Source organism: Bradyrhizobium sp. 61 (assembly GCF_023073075.1).
GTDB classification, from domain to species: domain Bacteria; phylum Pseudomonadota; class Alphaproteobacteria; order Rhizobiales; family Xanthobacteraceae; genus Bradyrhizobium; species Bradyrhizobium barranii.
Genome location: NZ_JADPIU010000070.1, coordinates 37,014 through 53,019 on the forward strand (window position 1 = coordinate 37,014; position 16,006 = coordinate 53,019).

At 65.0% G+C, this 16,006-nt stretch carries 15 protein-coding genes; 10 read left to right on the forward strand and 5 right to left on the reverse strand.

Going from position 1 to position 16,006, the window contains the following annotated elements:
- Positions 1 to 30 precede the first annotated feature (30 nt).
- The 4 genes from IVB46_RS26855 (at position 31) to hflX (ending at position 5,694) form a co-directional block, all read left to right on the forward strand.
- Complete coding sequence (locus tag IVB46_RS26855; protein WP_085399562.1) at positions 31 to 2,418, forward strand: PAS domain-containing sensor histidine kinase; 2,388 nt, start codon at positions 31 to 33, stop codon at positions 2,416 to 2,418.
- A 17-nt stretch (positions 2,419 to 2,435) separates the two neighbouring features.
- A complete protein-coding gene (locus tag IVB46_RS26860) occupies positions 2,436 to 3,806 on the forward strand; it encodes a sigma-54 dependent transcriptional regulator (RefSeq protein WP_071914044.1) in 1,371 nt (456 codons plus the stop codon).
- Between the two features lie 248 nt (positions 3,807 to 4,054).
- Positions 4,055 to 4,303, forward strand: a complete 249-nt coding sequence (gene hfq, locus IVB46_RS26865) for an RNA chaperone Hfq (RefSeq protein WP_007591126.1) — start codon at positions 4,055 to 4,057, stop codon at positions 4,301 to 4,303.
- 11 nt (positions 4,304 to 4,314) lie between these two features.
- Positions 4,315 to 5,694, forward strand: a complete 1,380-nt coding sequence (gene hflX, locus IVB46_RS26870) for a GTPase HflX (RefSeq protein ID WP_247310336.1) — start codon at positions 4,315 to 4,317, stop codon at positions 5,692 to 5,694.
- Between the two features lie 78 nt (positions 5,695 to 5,772).
- On the opposite strand, the gene IVB46_RS26875 is transcribed toward hflX, so the two are convergent.
- The gene (locus IVB46_RS26875; RefSeq protein ID WP_247310334.1) at positions 5,773 to 6,795 is read right to left on the reverse strand and encodes a DUF2278 family protein; all 1,023 of its coding nucleotides are present in this window, start codon (positions 6,793 to 6,795) and stop codon (positions 5,773 to 5,775) included.
- A 193-nt stretch (positions 6,796 to 6,988) separates the two neighbouring features.
- On the reverse strand, positions 6,989 to 7,843 hold the full coding sequence (gene mazG, locus IVB46_RS26880) for a nucleoside triphosphate pyrophosphohydrolase (RefSeq protein ID WP_247310332.1): 855 nt from the start codon (positions 7,841 to 7,843) through the stop codon (positions 6,989 to 6,991).
- A gap of 136 nt (positions 7,844 to 7,979) precedes the next feature.
- On the opposite strand from mazG, the gene queC reads away from it, so the two are divergent.
- Positions 7,980 to 8,693 carry a 7-cyano-7-deazaguanine synthase QueC gene (gene queC / locus IVB46_RS26885; protein WP_247310330.1) on the forward strand — a complete coding sequence of 238 codons (714 nt, stop codon included), beginning with the start codon at positions 7,980 to 7,982 and terminating at the stop codon, positions 8,691 to 8,693.
- Positions 8,694 to 8,842: 149 nt separating this feature from the next.
- On the opposite strand, the gene IVB46_RS26890 is transcribed toward queC, so the two are convergent.
- The 3 genes from IVB46_RS26890 to nthA are packed head-to-tail and all read right to left on the reverse strand — an operon-like array spanning position 8,843 to position 10,499.
- Positions 8,843 to 9,220 (reverse strand): nitrile hydratase accessory protein, encoded by a 378-nt coding sequence (locus IVB46_RS26890; protein WP_167767895.1) that lies wholly within the window; start codon positions 9,218 to 9,220, stop codon positions 8,843 to 8,845.
- Entirely contained in the window at positions 9,220 to 9,879 is a 660-nt protein-coding gene (gene nthB / locus IVB46_RS26895; RefSeq protein WP_028147553.1) for a nitrile hydratase subunit beta, read from the reverse strand. The genes IVB46_RS26890 and nthB overlap by 1 nt, the downstream gene beginning before the upstream one ends.
- A complete protein-coding gene (nthA, locus tag IVB46_RS26900) occupies positions 9,876 to 10,499 on the reverse strand; it encodes a nitrile hydratase subunit alpha (protein WP_247310328.1) in 624 nt (207 codons plus the stop codon). The genes nthB and nthA overlap by 4 nt, the downstream gene beginning before the upstream one ends.
- Before the next feature lie 120 nt (positions 10,500 to 10,619).
- Here nthA and IVB46_RS26905 point away from each other — a divergent pair, with 120 nt between their 5' ends.
- The 5 genes from IVB46_RS26905 (at position 10,620) to IVB46_RS26925 (ending at position 15,856) form a co-directional block, all read left to right on the forward strand.
- A complete protein-coding gene (locus IVB46_RS26905; protein ID WP_247310326.1) occupies positions 10,620 to 11,426 on the forward strand; it encodes an enoyl-CoA hydratase/isomerase family protein in 807 nt (268 codons plus the stop codon).
- A gap of 128 nt (positions 11,427 to 11,554) precedes the next feature.
- A complete protein-coding gene (locus IVB46_RS26910; protein WP_247310324.1) occupies positions 11,555 to 13,027 on the forward strand; it encodes a DASS family sodium-coupled anion symporter in 1,473 nt (490 codons plus the stop codon).
- Between the two features lie 232 nt (positions 13,028 to 13,259).
- Positions 13,260 to 14,399 carry a methionine ABC transporter ATP-binding protein gene (locus tag IVB46_RS26915; RefSeq protein ID WP_038942897.1) on the forward strand — a complete coding sequence of 380 codons (1,140 nt, stop codon included), beginning with the start codon at positions 13,260 to 13,262 and terminating at the stop codon, positions 14,397 to 14,399.
- Positions 14,389 to 15,054 (forward strand): methionine ABC transporter permease, encoded by a 666-nt coding sequence (locus IVB46_RS26920; RefSeq protein WP_135213629.1) that lies wholly within the window; start codon positions 14,389 to 14,391, stop codon positions 15,052 to 15,054. Before IVB46_RS26915 ends, IVB46_RS26920 begins: the two co-directional genes overlap by 11 nt.
- A 28-nt stretch (positions 15,055 to 15,082) precedes the next feature.
- On the forward strand, positions 15,083 to 15,856 hold the full coding sequence (locus IVB46_RS26925) for a MetQ/NlpA family ABC transporter substrate-binding protein (protein ID WP_247310322.1): 774 nt from the start codon (positions 15,083 to 15,085) through the stop codon (positions 15,854 to 15,856).
- Positions 15,857 to 16,006: the final 150 nt, after the last annotated feature.

Below are 16,006 nucleotides of genomic sequence, written 5' to 3' on the forward strand. Positions count from 1 at the left end.
GCGGACCCCGTTTTCAGCACCATTGCCGGAATGACCAGCGCAGACACCTCGGCCGCACACTTCGACACGGCCCCAGCGGAAGAGCCCCGGCGTTGGTCGGTGCGACGCTGGCTGGCACCCCTTGCCGTGGCGATGGCGTTGCTGTCGGCCCTCCTGACATTCCTGGTCCTGACCGGCCTCACGAGGATCGAGCCGACGCCGGAGGTGGTCCGCTCGTTCTATCTGATCAATGCGGCCACGATCCTGCTGCTGGTCGGCATCATCGTCCGCGAGCTCTGGCAGCTGATCCTGGCGCGGCGGCGGGGCCGGGCGGCGGCGCGCCTCCATGTCCAGATCGTCAGCCTGTTCTCGATCGTGGCGGTGCTGCCGGCGGTGCTGGTCGCCGTCGTCGCCAACGTCACCATCGAGCGCGGCCTCGACCGGCTGTTCTCCGGCCCGACCAAGGAGGTGATCCAGAATTCGCTGACGATCGCGCGCGCCTACATGCAGGACCACGCGCAGCTGATCCGCGGCGACATTCTCGGCATGGCCAATGACATCGCCCACGCCCGGCCGCTCTACGACCAGGACCGCCGCTCGTTCCGCGAGCTGCTGACCGCCAGCGCCGGCTCCCGCAACCTGCCGGGCGCGATGATCATCGACAAGAACACCAACATCCTGGAATCGGCCGACACCGGCATGCGGCTCGCCTATTCGCCGCCGGCGCCGGACTTCCTCAGCAACGTCAACGAATCCGAGCCCGAGATCGCGGTGCTGCCGGATGCGAGCTTCGTCGCCGCGGTGATCCGCCTGCGCGCGTTCAGCGACACTTTCCTTTATGTCGCGCGGCCGCTCGATCCGAACGTGGTCAACCAGCTCAAGCAGACCGAGGTCAGCGTCGCCGAATACGCCCAGATCGAGTCGCGCCGGCTCGGCATCCAAGTCGCCTTCGCGCTGATGTTCGCGGTGATCGCGCTGACCATCCTGATGGCCTCGGTGCTGATCGGCCTCAACTTCGCCAACTCGCTGGTGGCCCCGATCCGGCGGCTGATGAACGCGGCACACACGGTCTCGACCGGCGACCTCCATGTGAAGGTGCCCGTACATCAGTCGGAAGGCGATCTGGCCCAGCTTGGTGAGACCTTCAACAAGATGACGCAGGAATTGCGCAGCCAGCGCGACGAGCTCGTCAACGCCAGTGATCTCATCGACAGCCGCCGCCGCTTCATCGAGGCCGTGCTGTCCTCGGCGAGCGCCGGCATCATCGGCGTCGACAATTCGGGCAGCGTCGGCATCCTCAACCGCTCCGCCGAGAAGCTGATCGGGCACTCCGAAGCCGAGACGCTCGGCCATCCGCTCTCCGACGTGCTGCCCGAGCTAGAGGAGATGATGAAGACGGCGCGGGAAGGGACCCAGCGCCTGGTGCAGGGCCAGATCACGATCACGCGCGACGGCACCGAGCGCAACCTGTCGGTCCGCGTCAGCGCCGAGAAGACCAGCCAGCCGCACGACAGCTACATCATCACGCTCGACGACATCACCGAGCTGGTCTCGGCGCAGCGCACCTCGGCCTGGGGCGACGTCGCGCGCCGCATCGCGCATGAGATCAAGAATCCGCTGACGCCGATCCAGCTTTCGGCCGAGCGCATCCGCCGCAAGTTCGGCAAGGACATCACCGAGACCAAGGACAAGCAGATCTTCGAGCAGTGCACCGATACCATCGTGCGCCAGGTCGACGATATCCGCCGCATGGTCGACGAGTTCTCGCGTTTCGCACGGATGCCGAAGCCGGTGATGGAGGGCGAGGACGTCGCCGACACCGTGCGGCAGGCGGTGTTCCTGATGAAGGTCGCCCATCCCGAGATCGATATCGAGGCCGAATTCAAGGAAGATCCGCTGCGCGCGCAGTTCGACCGGCGGCTGATCTCGCAGGCGGTCACCAACATCGTCAAGAACGCCACCGAGGCGGTCGAGCAGGTGCCGCCGGAGGAGCTCGGCAAGGATTACGGCAAGGGCCGCATCGACGTCGTGGTCTCGCGCGAGGGCGAGGACGTGCTGATCGACGTCATCGACAACGGCATCGGCCTGCCCAAGGTCGCGCGCTCGCGCCTCCTCGAGCCTTATGTGACGACGCGGGCCAAGGGCACCGGCCTTGGCCTGGCGATCGTCGGCCGCGTGCTCGAAGACCATGGTGGGCGTATCGAGCTGAAGGACGCTTCCGATTTCCGCGAGGGCCAGCGCGGCGCGTGGATGCGGATGCGTTTTGCGATCTCCGGTGCCCCCGCGAAGAGCGAGGGGACCGTGCAGGCATCGTCGGCCGCAAACGCGGTCACGGACATCGCCAAGCCGCCCGAAACAAAACCGCCGGCCGCCGAAACCAAAGAGCCGGCTGAAATGACCAATGATTCAACGAAGATCGAAGCCTCAACAGGCATCTGACAAGACAGGCGCGAACCATGGCAAGTGAAATTCTGATTGTCGATGATGAGGCCGATATTCGCGATCTCGTCGCGGGCATTCTCGAAGACGAGGGCTTCGTGACAAGGACCGCTCGCGACAGCGATACGGCGCTCGCCGAGATCGCCAATCGCAGGCCGCACCTGGTGTTTCTCGACATCTGGCTCCAGGGCTCCAAGCTCGACGGCTTGCAGCTGCTGGAGCAGGTCAAGAAGGACAATGCCGATCTGCCGGTCGTGATGATCTCCGGCCACGGCAACATCGAGACCGCGGTCGCCGCGATCAAGCGCGGCGCCTACGACTTCATCGAGAAGCCGTTCAAGGCCGACCGGCTGATCCTGGTCGCGAACAGAGCGCTCGAGAACTCGCGGCTCAAGCGCGAGGTCAAGGAGCTGAAGCAGCTCGCGCCGAGCGCAAGCTCGCTCGTCGGCCGCTCGCCGAGCATGAACCAGCTGCGCCAGACCATCGATCGCGCGGCCAAGGCCAACAGCCGCATCCTGATCGTCGGCCCGGCCGGCGCCGGCAAGGAGCTGACCGCGCGCACGCTGCATACGGCCTCGGGCCGCGCCGATGGTCCGTTCGTCGTGATCAATGCCGCCGCGATCACGCCGGAGCGCATGGAGCACGAGATGTTCGGCGTCGAGCAGTCCAATGGCGAGCAGGCGCGCAAGCCCGGCGCGCTCGAGGAAGCCCATGGCGGCACGCTGTTCATCGACGAGATCGCGGACATGCCGCGCGAGACCCAGAACAAGATTTTGCGCGTGCTGGTCGAGCAGTCGTTCCAGCGCGTCGGCGGCACCGGCAAGGTGCAGGTCGACGTCCGCATCATCTCCTCCACGGCGCGAAATCTCGAAGAGGAGATCGCTGCCGGTCATTTCCGCGAAGACCTCTATCATCGGCTCTCGGTGGTGCCGATCCGCGTGCCCGCGCTCTCGGAGCGGCGCGAGGACATTCCGGAATTGATCGACTATTTCATGGAGCAGATCTCGGCCGGCAGCGGCCTGCCCAAGCGGCAGATCGGGCAGGACGCGATGGCGGTGCTGCAATCGCATGTCTGGCCGGGCAACGTGCGCCAGCTCCGCAACAACGTTGAGAGAGTCATGATTCTGGCCGCGGGCGGACCGGAGGTGATCATCACCGCCGACATGCTGCCGCAGGACGTCGGCTCGATGGTGCCGGCGATGCCGACCAGCAACAATGGCGAGCACATCATGGGGCTGCCGCTGCGCGAAGCGCGCGAGGTGTTCGAGCGCGACTATTTGATTGCACAGATCAGCCGTTTTTCAGGAAATATTTCTCGCACGGCTGAGTTTGTTGGCATGGAACGTTCGGCGTTGCACCGAAAGCTGAAGGCGCTCGGTGTCGGCTGACACCGCGACGTCGCGGCCGCACCGCAGGGATTAGCGAGGAAAATCATCGATTTCCGTAGTTTTTCGGGGCATTTGGGCGTGGCCTGCCGCGTGAAGCGGCTTGCCTAATAACCCGTCCTGTCCTCTAATCGAACCGCTGTTCCTCCGAGGGGGATCTCATGAGGAATAGCAACCGGAAGAGGCCCCGAATGTCACAAAGAGGGCCGCAACCGGCGCAATAAAAAGAAACTCAAAGCGAGAAAAAAACAATGGCGGCAGACCGCGCACAAAACCTACAGGACACCTTCCTCAATCACGTTCGCAAAACCAAGACGCCACTGACGATCTTTCTGGTCAACGGAGTGAAGCTCCAGGGCATCGTGACCTGGTTCGACAATTTCTGTTTGCTGCTTCGGCGCGACGGTCACTCGCAGCTTGTCTACAAGCATGCGATCTCGACCATCATGCCGGGCGCTCCGATCCAGTTGTTCGAAGGCGGCGAGGATCAGCCGGCTTGAGAGTGATCTGATTGGAACCCCGGAATTTCGACGGGGAGGCCGACCGTCCGCGGTCGGCAGGGGCGAAGCAGACGGGGCGGGTGCTTGTCATCGGCCCCTACTTGCGTGTGCGCGCGGGCGGTGCCGACGCGCAATCGGAAAGCCATGTTCAGCGTGACGCGGAGGCCCGGCTCGATGAGGCCGCCGGCCTCGCGCAGGCGATCGACCTCGTCATTGCCGATGCCATCATCGCGCCGATCAGCCAGATCCGCCCCGCGACCTATATCGGCAAGGGCAAGGTCGAGGAGATCGCCGCGCTGGCCAAGAGCCTCGATGTCGAGCTCGTCGTGATGGATTGCGCGCTGGCGCCGATCCAGCAGCGCAATCTCGAGAAGGAGTTGCACGCCAAGGTGCTCGACCGCACCGGCCTCATCCTGGAGATCTTCGGCCGCCGCGCCAAGACCAAGGAAGGCTCGCTCCAGGTCGAGCTTGCGCATCTCAACTACCAGCGCTCGCGCCTCGTTCGCTCCTGGACCCATCTGGAACGCCAGCGTGGCGGCTTCGGCTTCATGGGCGGTCCCGGCGAGACGCAGATCGAAGCCGATCGCCGCCTGATCCAGGAGCGCATCTCGAAACTCGAGGGCGAGCTGAAGAAGGTGCAGGCGACGCGGCGGCTGCATCGCGCCGGACGCCAGCGCGTGCCGTATCGCGTCGTCGCGCTGGTCGGCTACACCAATGCCGGCAAGTCGACGCTGTTCAACCGCCTGACCCGCGCCGACGTTCAGGCCGCCGACATGCTGTTCGCAACACTCGATCCGACCCTGCGCGCGCTCACTTTGCCGCATGGCGGCAAGGCGATGCTGTCTGACACCGTCGGCTTCATCTCCAACCTGCCGACCCAGCTCGTCGCGGCCTTCCGCGCCACGCTGGAAGAGGTGCTGGAGGCCGACGTCATCCTGCATGTGCGCGACATCTCGCACGAGGATGCCGAGGCCCAGCAGAGTGACGTCGACGCGGTGCTGCGCCAGCTCGGCATCAACCCCGACGATTCCGGCCGCATCATCGAGGTCTGGAACAAGATCGACCGTTACGAGCCTGACAAGCGCGAAGAGCTTCTGAATATCGCCGCGCGCCGGCCGGAGGATCACCCGGCGATGCTGGTGTCGGCCGTGTCAGGCGAGGGGATCGACGCGCTGCTCGCCGCGATCGAGGAACGGCTCGCCGCAAAGCGCACCACGCTCGATCTCTCCATCGACGCCGCCGACGGTGCCGGCATCAGCTGGCTGCACAGGAATTCCGAGGTGCTGGCGAAAGAGCTGCACGACGGCCGCTTCGACATGACCGTACGGGTCGACGAGACCAAGCGGGATATCGTGGTGAACCGGTTCGATGCCGTGCCGCGCGTGGCGTGATCCGAAGGGCGCGGTGTGCCCGACAGGCTTGCGTGCGATATCGACCATATCCGCGTTTCCGGGTTGAGACGCGTAACGCTAGAATGGAATGGTCAGGCCCGGATTCTTCGCCTGCGCCTTGGTATAGGCGACGCCGTGGATCTTGATCCCACGCTCGTCCAGCAGCGAAATGATGCCGCCCTGGTTCGACAACTCCATCGGCTTCTGCACGACGATTGCGAGCGTGCCGCCGGCCGCGATCTTCCCTGACAGGACCATCTTGTTCTTCTGCTTGTCGGCCAGCATCCAGCCGGTGAGATCGATGTCGCGATCGGCCGTATTGAGCAGCGTGACGACTTCCCGCTCGGGCGTCTTCAAGGCATTGACGAGTGCTGCGATGATGCGCACGAGTCCGTCAGGCATTTGCCCGGTCGGAGGAGCGGTCGGATCTGGCGGCTGTGTCGGCGCGCCGAGATCGATGGGGTCACCGGTCTTGTCGTCGGTGTGCCAGGCCTGCGTCTGGAATTTGAGGAAGACCGCCGTCCATAGCTTCTGATCCGGGAATTCGAACACCAGCCCGCCGTCTTGCCATGGCCCGTTGTCGCCCGAGAACCGTCCGATTGGGTTTCCCTGATTCATATGGATGTCGTGGATGCCGCGGCCCGGCCGGAAGCCGAAATAATTGTCCGCCTTGGTCTCCGGCCCCCATGTCTCACCGAATGCGTACACCATCGCGCTTTCGTTTGAGAGCGCGCGCTGGACGAACTGGTCGAGCTTCTCGTTGAGGTCATTGTCCGGTCCGGGCACGGACAGCGGCAGCGGGATCATCTCCTGAGGCTGCATCAGATTGCCGCGAATGAAGTCCAGTGCGGTGCTGGCCGGCTTCGGCGGCTGCGGGTGCAGGCCCTCGGGCAACGCCGCGAGTTGATCGGTGATCGGATGGACAAAGTGCGATCGCACCAGGAACTCGACTTCGCTTCCGTCGCCTGACTGCACATTGACGGCGATGCGGAAATCCGCGTTATCGGCCACGACATGGACTTGATAGTGCGGCGACTGGCCGGTGCCGAAACGCATCGCGATCGGGCGTCCCTTGAGGACCGAATAGTGCTTTAATGGCATCGCACTCACCTGAGGTGGGATTTCGGCTGCGCGGGCTCCGTTGCTCAACTTTAGACTGCTTGTCGTGACGGTTTCATGGCTTGACTGCGATCCGCCATGACCGCCTCGCTGCATTCGGGAAAAGATGCTGACCTATATCTCCTTCGCGACCGCTTCGATCCTTGCGGATACGCCGATGGAGCAGGCCACAACGCTAGCGGCGGGCCTGCGAGCGAGTCTCTGATACCGGTTTCCCCTCACTCTTCGCCGCATTCCACAGCGCGTCCATCTCCGCCAGCGACGCCTGCTCCAGCGTCCGCCCCTGCGCCTCGAGCGCGCGCTCGATGAAGGCGAACCGCCGCTCGAACTTTGCATTCGTCGCGCGTAGCGCGGCTTCCGGATCGGCGTCGACGTGGCGGGCGAGATTGACGAGTGCGAACATCAGATCGCCGGTCTCTTCCGCCAGCCCCTCGCTGTCGTTGCGGTCGAGCGCTGCCTCGATCTCGTCGGCTTCCTCGCGGATTTTCGCCAGCACCGCGCGCGGGTCGTTCCAGTCGAAGCCGACGGTGGAAGCCTTGCGCTGGAGCTCCATTGCGCGCGTCAGCGCGGGCTGGCCGGCCTTGACGTCCGAAAGTAACGACTTGTGCGTCGGCGCTTCCTCCGGCGGCCGGCGCGCCGCACGTTCGGCTTTCTCCTCGGCCTTGATGCGGTCCCAGACCTCCTTGACGTGGGAGGAGGCGAGATTGCCGTCCTTGTCGGCGAAGACATGGGGATGGCGCCGGATCATCTTGCGGGTGATGGCCTCCACGACGTCGCCGAAGGCAAAGGCATTCTGTTCTGATGCCATCTGGGCGTGGAACACGACCTGGAGCAGGAGGTCGCCGAGCTCTTCGCGCAGGTCATCGAGATCGCCGCGGCTGATGGCCTCGACGACCTCATAGGCTTCCTCGATCGTGTAGGGCGCGATCGTCGCAAAATTCTGCTCGAGGTCCCAGGGGCAGCCGGTCACCGGCGTGCGCAGCGCCGCCATGATCTCGATCAGGCGGGAAATGTCACGGGAAGGGGTCATTGCGGGGCAGTCTCCTGGGTCCAAAACCTTATGCCAAAAGCGGCCCGCCGTTCCCAGCGCGGCGCGGCGGAACAGGCCGATTTCCACCGATTGGCGGCAATTGGCGAGGAGCGCCCGCAGTGCTAAAGCGCGGGCCATGAGTGACGCATTTTCATCACAAACCGTCCTGGTGCTGTTTTCCGGCGGCCAGGATTCCACCACCTGCCTTGCCTGGGCGCTCAGCCGCTTTGCACGCGTGGAGACACTGGGTTTCGAGTATGGCCAGCGCCACGCCATCGAGCTCGCCTGCCGCGACCGGCTGTTCGACGGCATCAAGGGCCTGCGCGCAGACTGGGCCGCAAGGCTCGGCGAGAGCCACACGCTGTCGATTCCGACGCTGGCGGCCGTGTCCGAGACGGCGCTGACGCGCGACGTCGCCATCGCGATGGGCGCCGACGGCCTGCCGAATACGTTCGTGCCCGGCCGCAATCTGGTGTTCCTGACGTTTGCCGCGGCGCTCGCCTACCGGCGCGGTATCACCCACATCGTCGGCGGCATGTGCGAGACCGATTATTCCGGCTATCCCGATTGCCGCGACGACACCATCCGCGCCATGCAGGCCGCGCTCTCGCTCGGCATGGCCAGGCCATTCGAGCTGCATACGCCGCTGATGTGGATCGACAAGGCGGCGACGTGGAAGCTCGCCCACGAGCTCGGCGGCGCAGGACTGGTCGATCTCATCCGCGAGCACTCGCACACCTGCTATCTCGGCGAACGCGGCGCGCAGCATGAGTGGGGTTTCGGGTGCGGCGAGTGCCCGGCGTGCAGCCTGCGGGCTAAGGGGTGGCGGGAGTTTGCAGCGGGGCGCTGAGGCCACATATTCGGTGTCATCACCCGCGAAAGCGGGTGATCCAGTATCCCAGAGACCGTGCTTGAGTCGAGAGGCCGCGGCCTACTGGATTCCCCGCCTTCGCGGGGAATGACAGCGGAGGGCTTGGCACGAGCGTGCCTCTTACCGACCTACCGAAAATCCTCCGGCCGCAGCTCGATCGGCTTGCCGTGCGGCGTGCGGTCGGCGGCGTGGTCCCAGGCGTCGCGGTAGCGGTGCAGCGTCTCCGCCGATGCGACGCCCTTGCTTGCAACCAAACCTTCCAGCGTGGCGAGCCAGTGCAGGTAATAGGTCTCGCCCGTATCAGGGTCGCCGGCGGCCTGCGCGCGCTTGATCTCGGAGGCCAAGGCTGCGGCCCATTCCGGCCAGGTGAACACGCCGCGCTCGTGCAGCGTCAGCGCCATCGCAAACGCATGCGCTTCCCAGGGCGCGCGGAACACCGGGCCGTCGTCATCGCGCGGAATGCTCGGAATGGCCGCCGTCGCGGCGGCCGCAGCCGTGCTGCTCATCACGCCGGGTCCAGATAGGGTTCGAAGGCATCGATCGACACCTTCAAGGTCGGATCACCGTCCGCGCCCCAAAGATCGCGGCCCTCGAACACCACCGTGTAAAGCCATTGCGGATTTTCGCCGAGCTCCATCGCCGCCGAATCCGGAAATACGTGGCAGCCGTGGTTCAGCTCGACGACACCGACATGGCCGCGCACATAGCGCGGCAGCCGCGTATGCGTGGTCGGATGAATGTTCCTGGCGCGAACGCGGTCGCCGATGTTGAATTTTGCCGGCGCCGGAGCAGAGCGGGCGAACTTGCCGCGCACCATGACGCGCTCGACATTGGCGAGGTCGAACTTGCCGTGCTTGAGTGCCTTTGCAGGCTGCATCGCGTGGCCGGCGGCGACCTCCTCCCGGGTGAGGTAGCCCTTCTCGATCAGCATCTCCTCGAGCCCGAGAAACCATTTCTTGTAGTAGGAGCTCGAGAGATAGACGTGCGGCGGCAGCGTCTCGCGATAGAAGCGCGATGTGTCGATGTTGAAGGCGCCGGCGGCGCCCATCGCGCGCACCATGGCGAGAACACGCGATTCCCACTCCTCGTGAAACATCGGCTCGTTCGGCTCGGCCTCGACCTTGCCGAACCCATCCATGCCGCCCATGTCGTGGACGCCGTTCACGAGGGCGCTCCAGGCGTCTTGGGAAAGCCGGTGCCGATCATGGAATCGCGCGTTACGAGCTCGGCAAGCTGCTCCTCACTCCAGCCTTCGGTGCCCGCGGGGCGCATCGGCAGCACCAGGAAGCGGGTCTCGGCCGTGGAATCCCAGACACGGATTTCCATGTCCTTGGGCAGCGTGACGTCGAAATCGGCGAGCACGCCGCGCGGGTCCTTCACCGCGCGCGAGCGGTAGGGCGCGGCCTTGTACCAGACCGGCGGCAGCCCCAGCATTTCCCAGGGGTAGCAGGAGCACAGTGTGCACACGACCATGTTGTGTCGCTCTGGCGTATTCTCGACCACGACGAGATGGTCGCCGACGCGGCTGACATGGCCGAGCGTGCCGATGGCCCTCGAGCCATCCTCAAGCAGCGCCTGCTTGAAGGCCGGATCGGTCCAGGCCTTGGCGACGACGCGCGCGCCATTGTGCGGTCCGATCCTGGTCTCATAGGCCTGGATGATGGCGTCGAGCGCGGCCGGCTCGACATAGCCTTTTTCGGTCAAGATCGTCTCGAGCGCGCGCACGCGCAGCTCGGTCTCCGACAGCTCGGAATGGTCGTGATGATGGTCGTGATCGTGGCTCATGGCGCAAAGATAGGCGCAATGGTCCCTGCCTGTCGAGTATGCGCTGGGGCGCAACCGGGTCCCATATTCGTGAGGCCGGATGTAGGCTAGCCTCGCCGCAAAGCGGATAGGGAGACATTGGTGACGGACTTCGTGACGATCGAGAAGGGCCTCGGACCGGAGGGGCGGATTGCGGTGGTGCGGTTCGACCGCAATGACGGCATCAACGCGCTCTCGCCGGAGGCGTTGCGCCAGCTCACCGCGGCCGCGCGCAGCTTCGAGGATGATGCCGCAACGTCCGTCGTGGTTCTGACAGGCAGCACCAGCGCCTTCAGCGCCGGCTTCGACCTCAAGGATGCCGAGGGCCGCTCGCGCAAGGACATGGATCTCGGCACGCTGCGGCGGCATCTCAAGCTCGGGCCGCGTCTGACCCATGCCTGGCATGAGATGGAGCAGATCACGATCGCGGCCATCGAGGGTTTTTGCGTCGGCGGCGGCGTCGCGCTGGCCGTGGCGCTCGACTTCCGCGTGATGGGGCACGACGCGCATCTGCGCGTGCCCGAGATCGGGCTCGGCATGAACATGAGCTGGCAGAGCATCCCGCGCATGCTGCATCTGATCGGGCCGGCCCGCACCAAGCAGGCGGTGATCCTGGCCGATCAGCGCATCTCGGCCGATGAGGCCTACGAGTGGGGTTTGGTGGAGCAGGTGGCCGATCCCGGCCATGCGTTCGATGCCGCCATGGAGCTTGCCCGGAAGGTCGCCGCGCAGCCGCCGCTCTCGGTCGCCATGACCAAGCTGACCGTCAACCGGCTGGCACATGCGCTGGACGATCTCGCCAGCCACATGGACGTCGACCAGTTCGCGCTGGCGAGTCTCACCGAAGACCACAAGGAGGGCGTCGAGGCGTTCCTGACCCGCCGCAAGCCGCGCTTCAAGGGGCGGTAGCAAGGGGCGGTAGAACGTGAAGTCAGGCCATTGATCGCGCCGCGGACAGTCCGTATACGCCGCGCTAGCACAAAAACGGCTCGGCCAACGGGCGGTACAATGCGACGACAATCGAGGGGGGAGGGCCCATGGCCGCTAGCTCGCAGACGCCTCAGGCAAAAGGGTTTAGCTGGAAGCTGATCGCGCCGCTCGTGGTGTGGCTGGCCATCTATCTGTGGCCGGTGCCGACCGGTCTCAACGCCAACCAGTGGCACTATTTTGCCGTGTTCGCGGCCGTGATCACCGGGCTCATCCTGGAATCGATGCCGGTCGGCGCGGTCGGGTTCATCGGGCTGACGGTCGCGGGCGTCGCCGGCTATATCGATCCCGATCCCGGCAAATCGCTGCGCTGGATGCTGGCGGGTTTTGCCGAAAGCACGGTGTGGCTGATCGTCGGCGCCTTCGTATTCTCGATCGGTTATCGCAAGAGCCAGCTCGGCCGCCGCATCGCGCTGGTGCTGGTGCAGAAGCTCGGCCGCAACACGCTCGGTCTCGGCTACGCGGTGGCGATGTCGGACTTCCTGCTGGCACCAGCGACGCCATCCAACACCGCGCGCAGCGGCGGCATCGTCTATCCCATCATCAACAACATCCCGCGCATCTACGGCTCCGAGCCGGGACCGACTGCCGGCAAGATCGGCACCTATGTGATGTGGACGGCGTTCGCGGCAACCGCGATTACCAGCTCGCTGTTCTTCACCGCGCTCGCACCCAATGCGGCCGCGCTTGCGATCGCGAAGAAGACCGCCGGCGTCGAGGTGAGCTGGGCGCAGTGGTTCGTCGGCTTTGCGCCGCTCGGCATCCTCCTGATGATCCTCGTGCCGCTGCTCAGCTACGTGGTCTGCCGTCCCGAGGTGAAGCACAGCCCGGAGATCTCCGAATGGGCGGCCAGGGAGCTCAGCGAGATGGGCCCGATGTCGCGCAACGAGTGGATCATGCTGGCTCTGATCATCCTCGCGATGTTCCTGTGGATCGCGGGCTCGAGCCCGGACATCCACGTGCCGCTGCTCGGCTCGAACTTCGTCAACGCCACCACCGTCGTGTTCATCGTGATCTCGCTGATGCTGGTGACGGGCGTGATCGAGTTCGCCGACATCGTCAGCGAGAAGAGCGCCTGGGAGGTGTTCTTCTATTTCACCTCGCTGCTGACGCTGGCCTCGGGCCTCAACGAAATCGGCTTCATCAAATGGTTCGCGACCGAATACGCCAAACCGCTCGCGGGGCTGTCGCCGTCGACCGCGATGCTCCTGCTGGTCGCGCTGTTCTTCTGGATCCACTACTTCTTCTCGAGCATCACCTCGCATGCCGCAGCCGTGCTGCCGGTGGTGCTCGCGGTCGGATCGGGCATCCCAGGCCTGCCGGTCACGACGCTCGCCATGCTCTGCATGTATTCGCTCGGCCTGATGGGCGTGATCTCGCCTTACGCGACGGGACCCGCGCCGATGTATTTCGGCAGCGGCTATATCGGGAAGGGCCAGTTCTGGGGCTTTGGGCTGCTGTTCGGGCTGCTCTATTTTGCGGGACTGCTGCTGATCGTGCTGCCCTGGTTGCAGATCGGCTGAGCGGGGCCGGAAGCTCATACCCCCGGCAGACGAATTTTCTTCGCCGGGGTGGGATTGGGAAAACTTCGTCCAACTCCCCGCAAATATCTGACATTGCAAGGAAGACCTGAAAAAGCGATGGTGTGTGCTGCAGTGCAGCGCGTTCCACCCGAACCCTCACGGCGATTTCACTCTCCGTCGCTTGACGCGACCGGTTCCCGGATGCCCCACGGGGCAGCAGGAACTGTTGTGCATGAAGGCCGCCTCCATGAACGCCCACCAATCCCTCGCGATCGGACAGAAGATCGAAACGCTTGAAGCGATTTCACCTGCCGCCCGGAACGCTGACGCGATGGTCCGTTTCGAGGGCATCTCGAAGATCTATCCGGCCTATCGCGGCAAGCCCGGCGTCAACGCGCTGCAAGACATCGACTTCGCGATTGCGCGCGGCTCGATCACCGGCGTCATCGGCCGCTCCGGCGCCGGCAAGTCGAGCCTGGTCCGGCTGATCAACGGGCTGGAGAAGCCGACCACGGGCCGCGTGATCGTCGACAACAGCGATATCTCGGCGCTGGCCGGCCGCGAATTGCGGCTGGCGCAGCGCTCGATCGGGATGATCTTCCAGCATTTCAACCTGCTGTCGTCGCGCACGGCGGCCGACAACATCGCGCTGCCGCTGGAGATCGCCGGCTGGGCCAAGGCCGACATCAAGGCCCGCGTCGCCGAGCTGCTGGCGCTGGTCGGCATCGCCGACAAGCACGACCGCTATCCTTCCGAACTCTCGGGCGGCCAGAAGCAGCGCGTCGGCATTGCCCGTGCGCTGGCGACGCGGCCGAGCGTGCTGCTGTCGGACGAGGCGACCTCGGCGCTCGACCCGCAGACCACGCGCGCGATCCTCGATCTGCTCGCCAACATCAATCGCGAGCTGGGCGTGACCATCGTGCTGATCACCCACGAAATGTCGGTGGTGCGCCAGCTCGCCAAGGAAGTGGTGGTGCTGGATGCCGGCCACGTCGTCGAGAGCGGCCATGTCGCCGACATCTTCACTCATCCCAAACATCCGATCACGCAGTCCTTCCTCGCCGAAGTCATCGGCGACAGCCTGCCGGTGTCGCTTGCGAGCCGGATCGTGGCGGAGCCGTCCGCCGGCGGGCAGGCCGTGATCCGCGTCCAGGTGCGCGGGGCAGGGGCCGGCGACACGGTGGTGGCGCGGCTTGCCCGCGAGCTCGGTCTCGACGTGGCGCTGCTGTCGGCGCGCATCGACGAGATCGGCGGCCAGCATGTGGGCTCATTGACCCTCGGTATTCCCGGTGGCGAGGACGCGGTGACGCGCACGCTCGCCTGGCTCTCTCAATATCAACTCCCGGCGGAGCGTCTCGGCTATGTCGCCTGAACTCATCAACCTCATCGTCCAGGCAACAGGCGAAAGCCTGTACATGGTCGGCATCGCGGCACTGCTCGGCACCGCCTTCGGCCTGCCGCTCGGCGTGTTCCTCGCGACCAGCCGGAAAGGCGAGCTGTTCGCGGCGCCCACCATCAATCGCGTGCTCGGCATCGTCGTCAATGCGACGCGCTCCACGCCCTTCATCATCCTGGTCGTCGCCATCATCCCGTTCACCCGGCTCATTGCCGGCACCTCGATCGGCTCGACCGCAGCGATCGTGCCGCTGGTCATCGCATCGACGCCGTTTATCGCGCGCCTGGTCGAAGCTGCGATCCGCGAGGTCGACGGCGGCCTGATCGAGACCGCGTCCTCGTTCGGGGCATCACCGATCCAGATCGTGCTCAAGGTGCTGATCCCCGAGGCGCTGCCGGGACTGCTGCTGGCGCTGACGCTCGCGGTGGTCAGCCTGCTCGGCTACTCCGCCATGGTCGGCGCCGTCGGCGGCGGCGGGCTCGGCGATCTCGGCATCCGCTACGGCTATCAGCGCTTCATGCCGGAGATGATGCTGGCCGTCGTGGTCGTTCTGATCGCGCTGGTGCAGCTCGTCCAGAGCGCGGGCGATTATCTCGCACGCCGGGTCAACCGCCGGCTGCGGCAGCGCTGATACACATTCCCTAGAACTGGAGACTTCAATGCGTTTTCTCGCAACCCTTGCGGCTGCAGCCTTGCTTGCGACCACCGCTCAAGCTGAAACCATCCGCGTCGGCGTCACCGCCGGCCCCCATGCCGAGATCCTGGACGTGGTGAAGAAGGTCGGCGCCGAGCGCGGCCTCGACATCAAGGTGGTCGAGTTCACCGACTACGTCATTCCGAACCAAGCGCTGGCGCTCGGGGATCTCGAGGCGAACTCGTTCCAGCACGAGCCTTACCTGAGGAACCAGATCTCCAAGACCGGTTGGAAAATTGTCAAGGTAGCCAACACGATCGGCTCGCCGCAGGGCGTCTATTCGCAGAAATACAAGAAGCTCGCCGATTTGCCGGAAGGCGCCCGCGTTGCGATTGCCAACGATCCCTCCAATGGCGCGCGCGGCCTGATGATTTTGGCGCTCCACGGCGTGATCAAGCTGAAGGACCCGACCAACGTCGCTTCGACCATCGCCGATATCACCGACAACCCGAAGAAGCTCCGCTTCGTCGAGCTCGATGCCGCCCAGCTTCCGCGCGCGCTGCAGGACGTCGACGTCGTCTCGATCAACAACAATTACGCCGTGCAGGCCGGCCTCAATCCGGCGACCGATGCGATCGCGCGCGAAAACCCCGATGGTCCCTGGGTCAACATCCTCGCCGTCCGCGAGGAGGACAAGGACAAGCCGTGGGTGAAGCAGTTGATCGCGGTCTATCACTCCGATCCCGTGAAGGCGTTTCTTGAGACGCGCTTCAAGGGTACGTATTTGCCGACCTGGTAACGTGCCCGGCCTGCATGGGTCGAGACGCCCGCTTGCGCGGGCTCCTCACCATGAGGGTCTGATATCTCGCTGCAAAATGACCTCATCCTGAGGACCCGCCAGAGGCGGGCGTCTCGAAGGATGGCCGCAAGCGAGCTGCTGTCCACGACT

Excerpts from the sequence above, each read along its gene's own strand:
- IVB46_RS26910 (WP_247310324.1), top strand. The coding sequence starts at position 11,555 with ATGGCCGCTAGCTCGCAGACGCCTCAGGCAAAAGGGTTTAGCTGGAAG.
- queC (WP_247310330.1), top strand. The coding sequence starts at position 7,980 with ATGAGTGACGCATTTTCATCACAAACCGTCCTGGTGCTGTTTTCCGGC.
- hfq (WP_007591126.1), top strand. The coding sequence starts at position 4,055 with ATGGCGGCAGACCGCGCACAAAACCTACAGGACACCTTCCTCAATCAC.
- IVB46_RS26855 (WP_085399562.1), top strand. The coding sequence starts at position 31 with ATGACCAGCGCAGACACCTCGGCCGCACACTTCGACACGGCCCCAGCG.
- IVB46_RS26860 (WP_071914044.1), top strand. The coding sequence starts at position 2,436 with ATGGCAAGTGAAATTCTGATTGTCGATGATGAGGCCGATATTCGCGAT.
- IVB46_RS26915 (WP_038942897.1), top strand. The coding sequence starts at position 13,260 with ATGAAGGCCGCCTCCATGAACGCCCACCAATCCCTCGCGATCGGACAG.
- IVB46_RS26920 (WP_135213629.1), top strand. The coding sequence starts at position 14,389 with ATGTCGCCTGAACTCATCAACCTCATCGTCCAGGCAACAGGCGAAAGC.
- nthA (WP_247310328.1), bottom strand. The coding sequence starts at position 10,499 with ATGAGCCACGATCACGACCATCATCACGACCATTCCGAGCTGTCGGAG.
- IVB46_RS26890 (WP_167767895.1), bottom strand. The coding sequence starts at position 9,220 with ATGAGCAGCACGGCTGCGGCCGCCGCGACGGCGGCCATTCCGAGCATT.
- IVB46_RS26925 (WP_247310322.1), top strand. The coding sequence starts at position 15,083 with ATGCGTTTTCTCGCAACCCTTGCGGCTGCAGCCTTGCTTGCGACCACC.
- mazG (WP_247310332.1), bottom strand. The coding sequence starts at position 7,843 with ATGACCCCTTCCCGTGACATTTCCCGCCTGATCGAGATCATGGCGGCG.
- IVB46_RS26875 (WP_247310334.1), bottom strand. The coding sequence starts at position 6,795 with ATGCCATTAAAGCACTATTCGGTCCTCAAGGGACGCCCGATCGCGATG.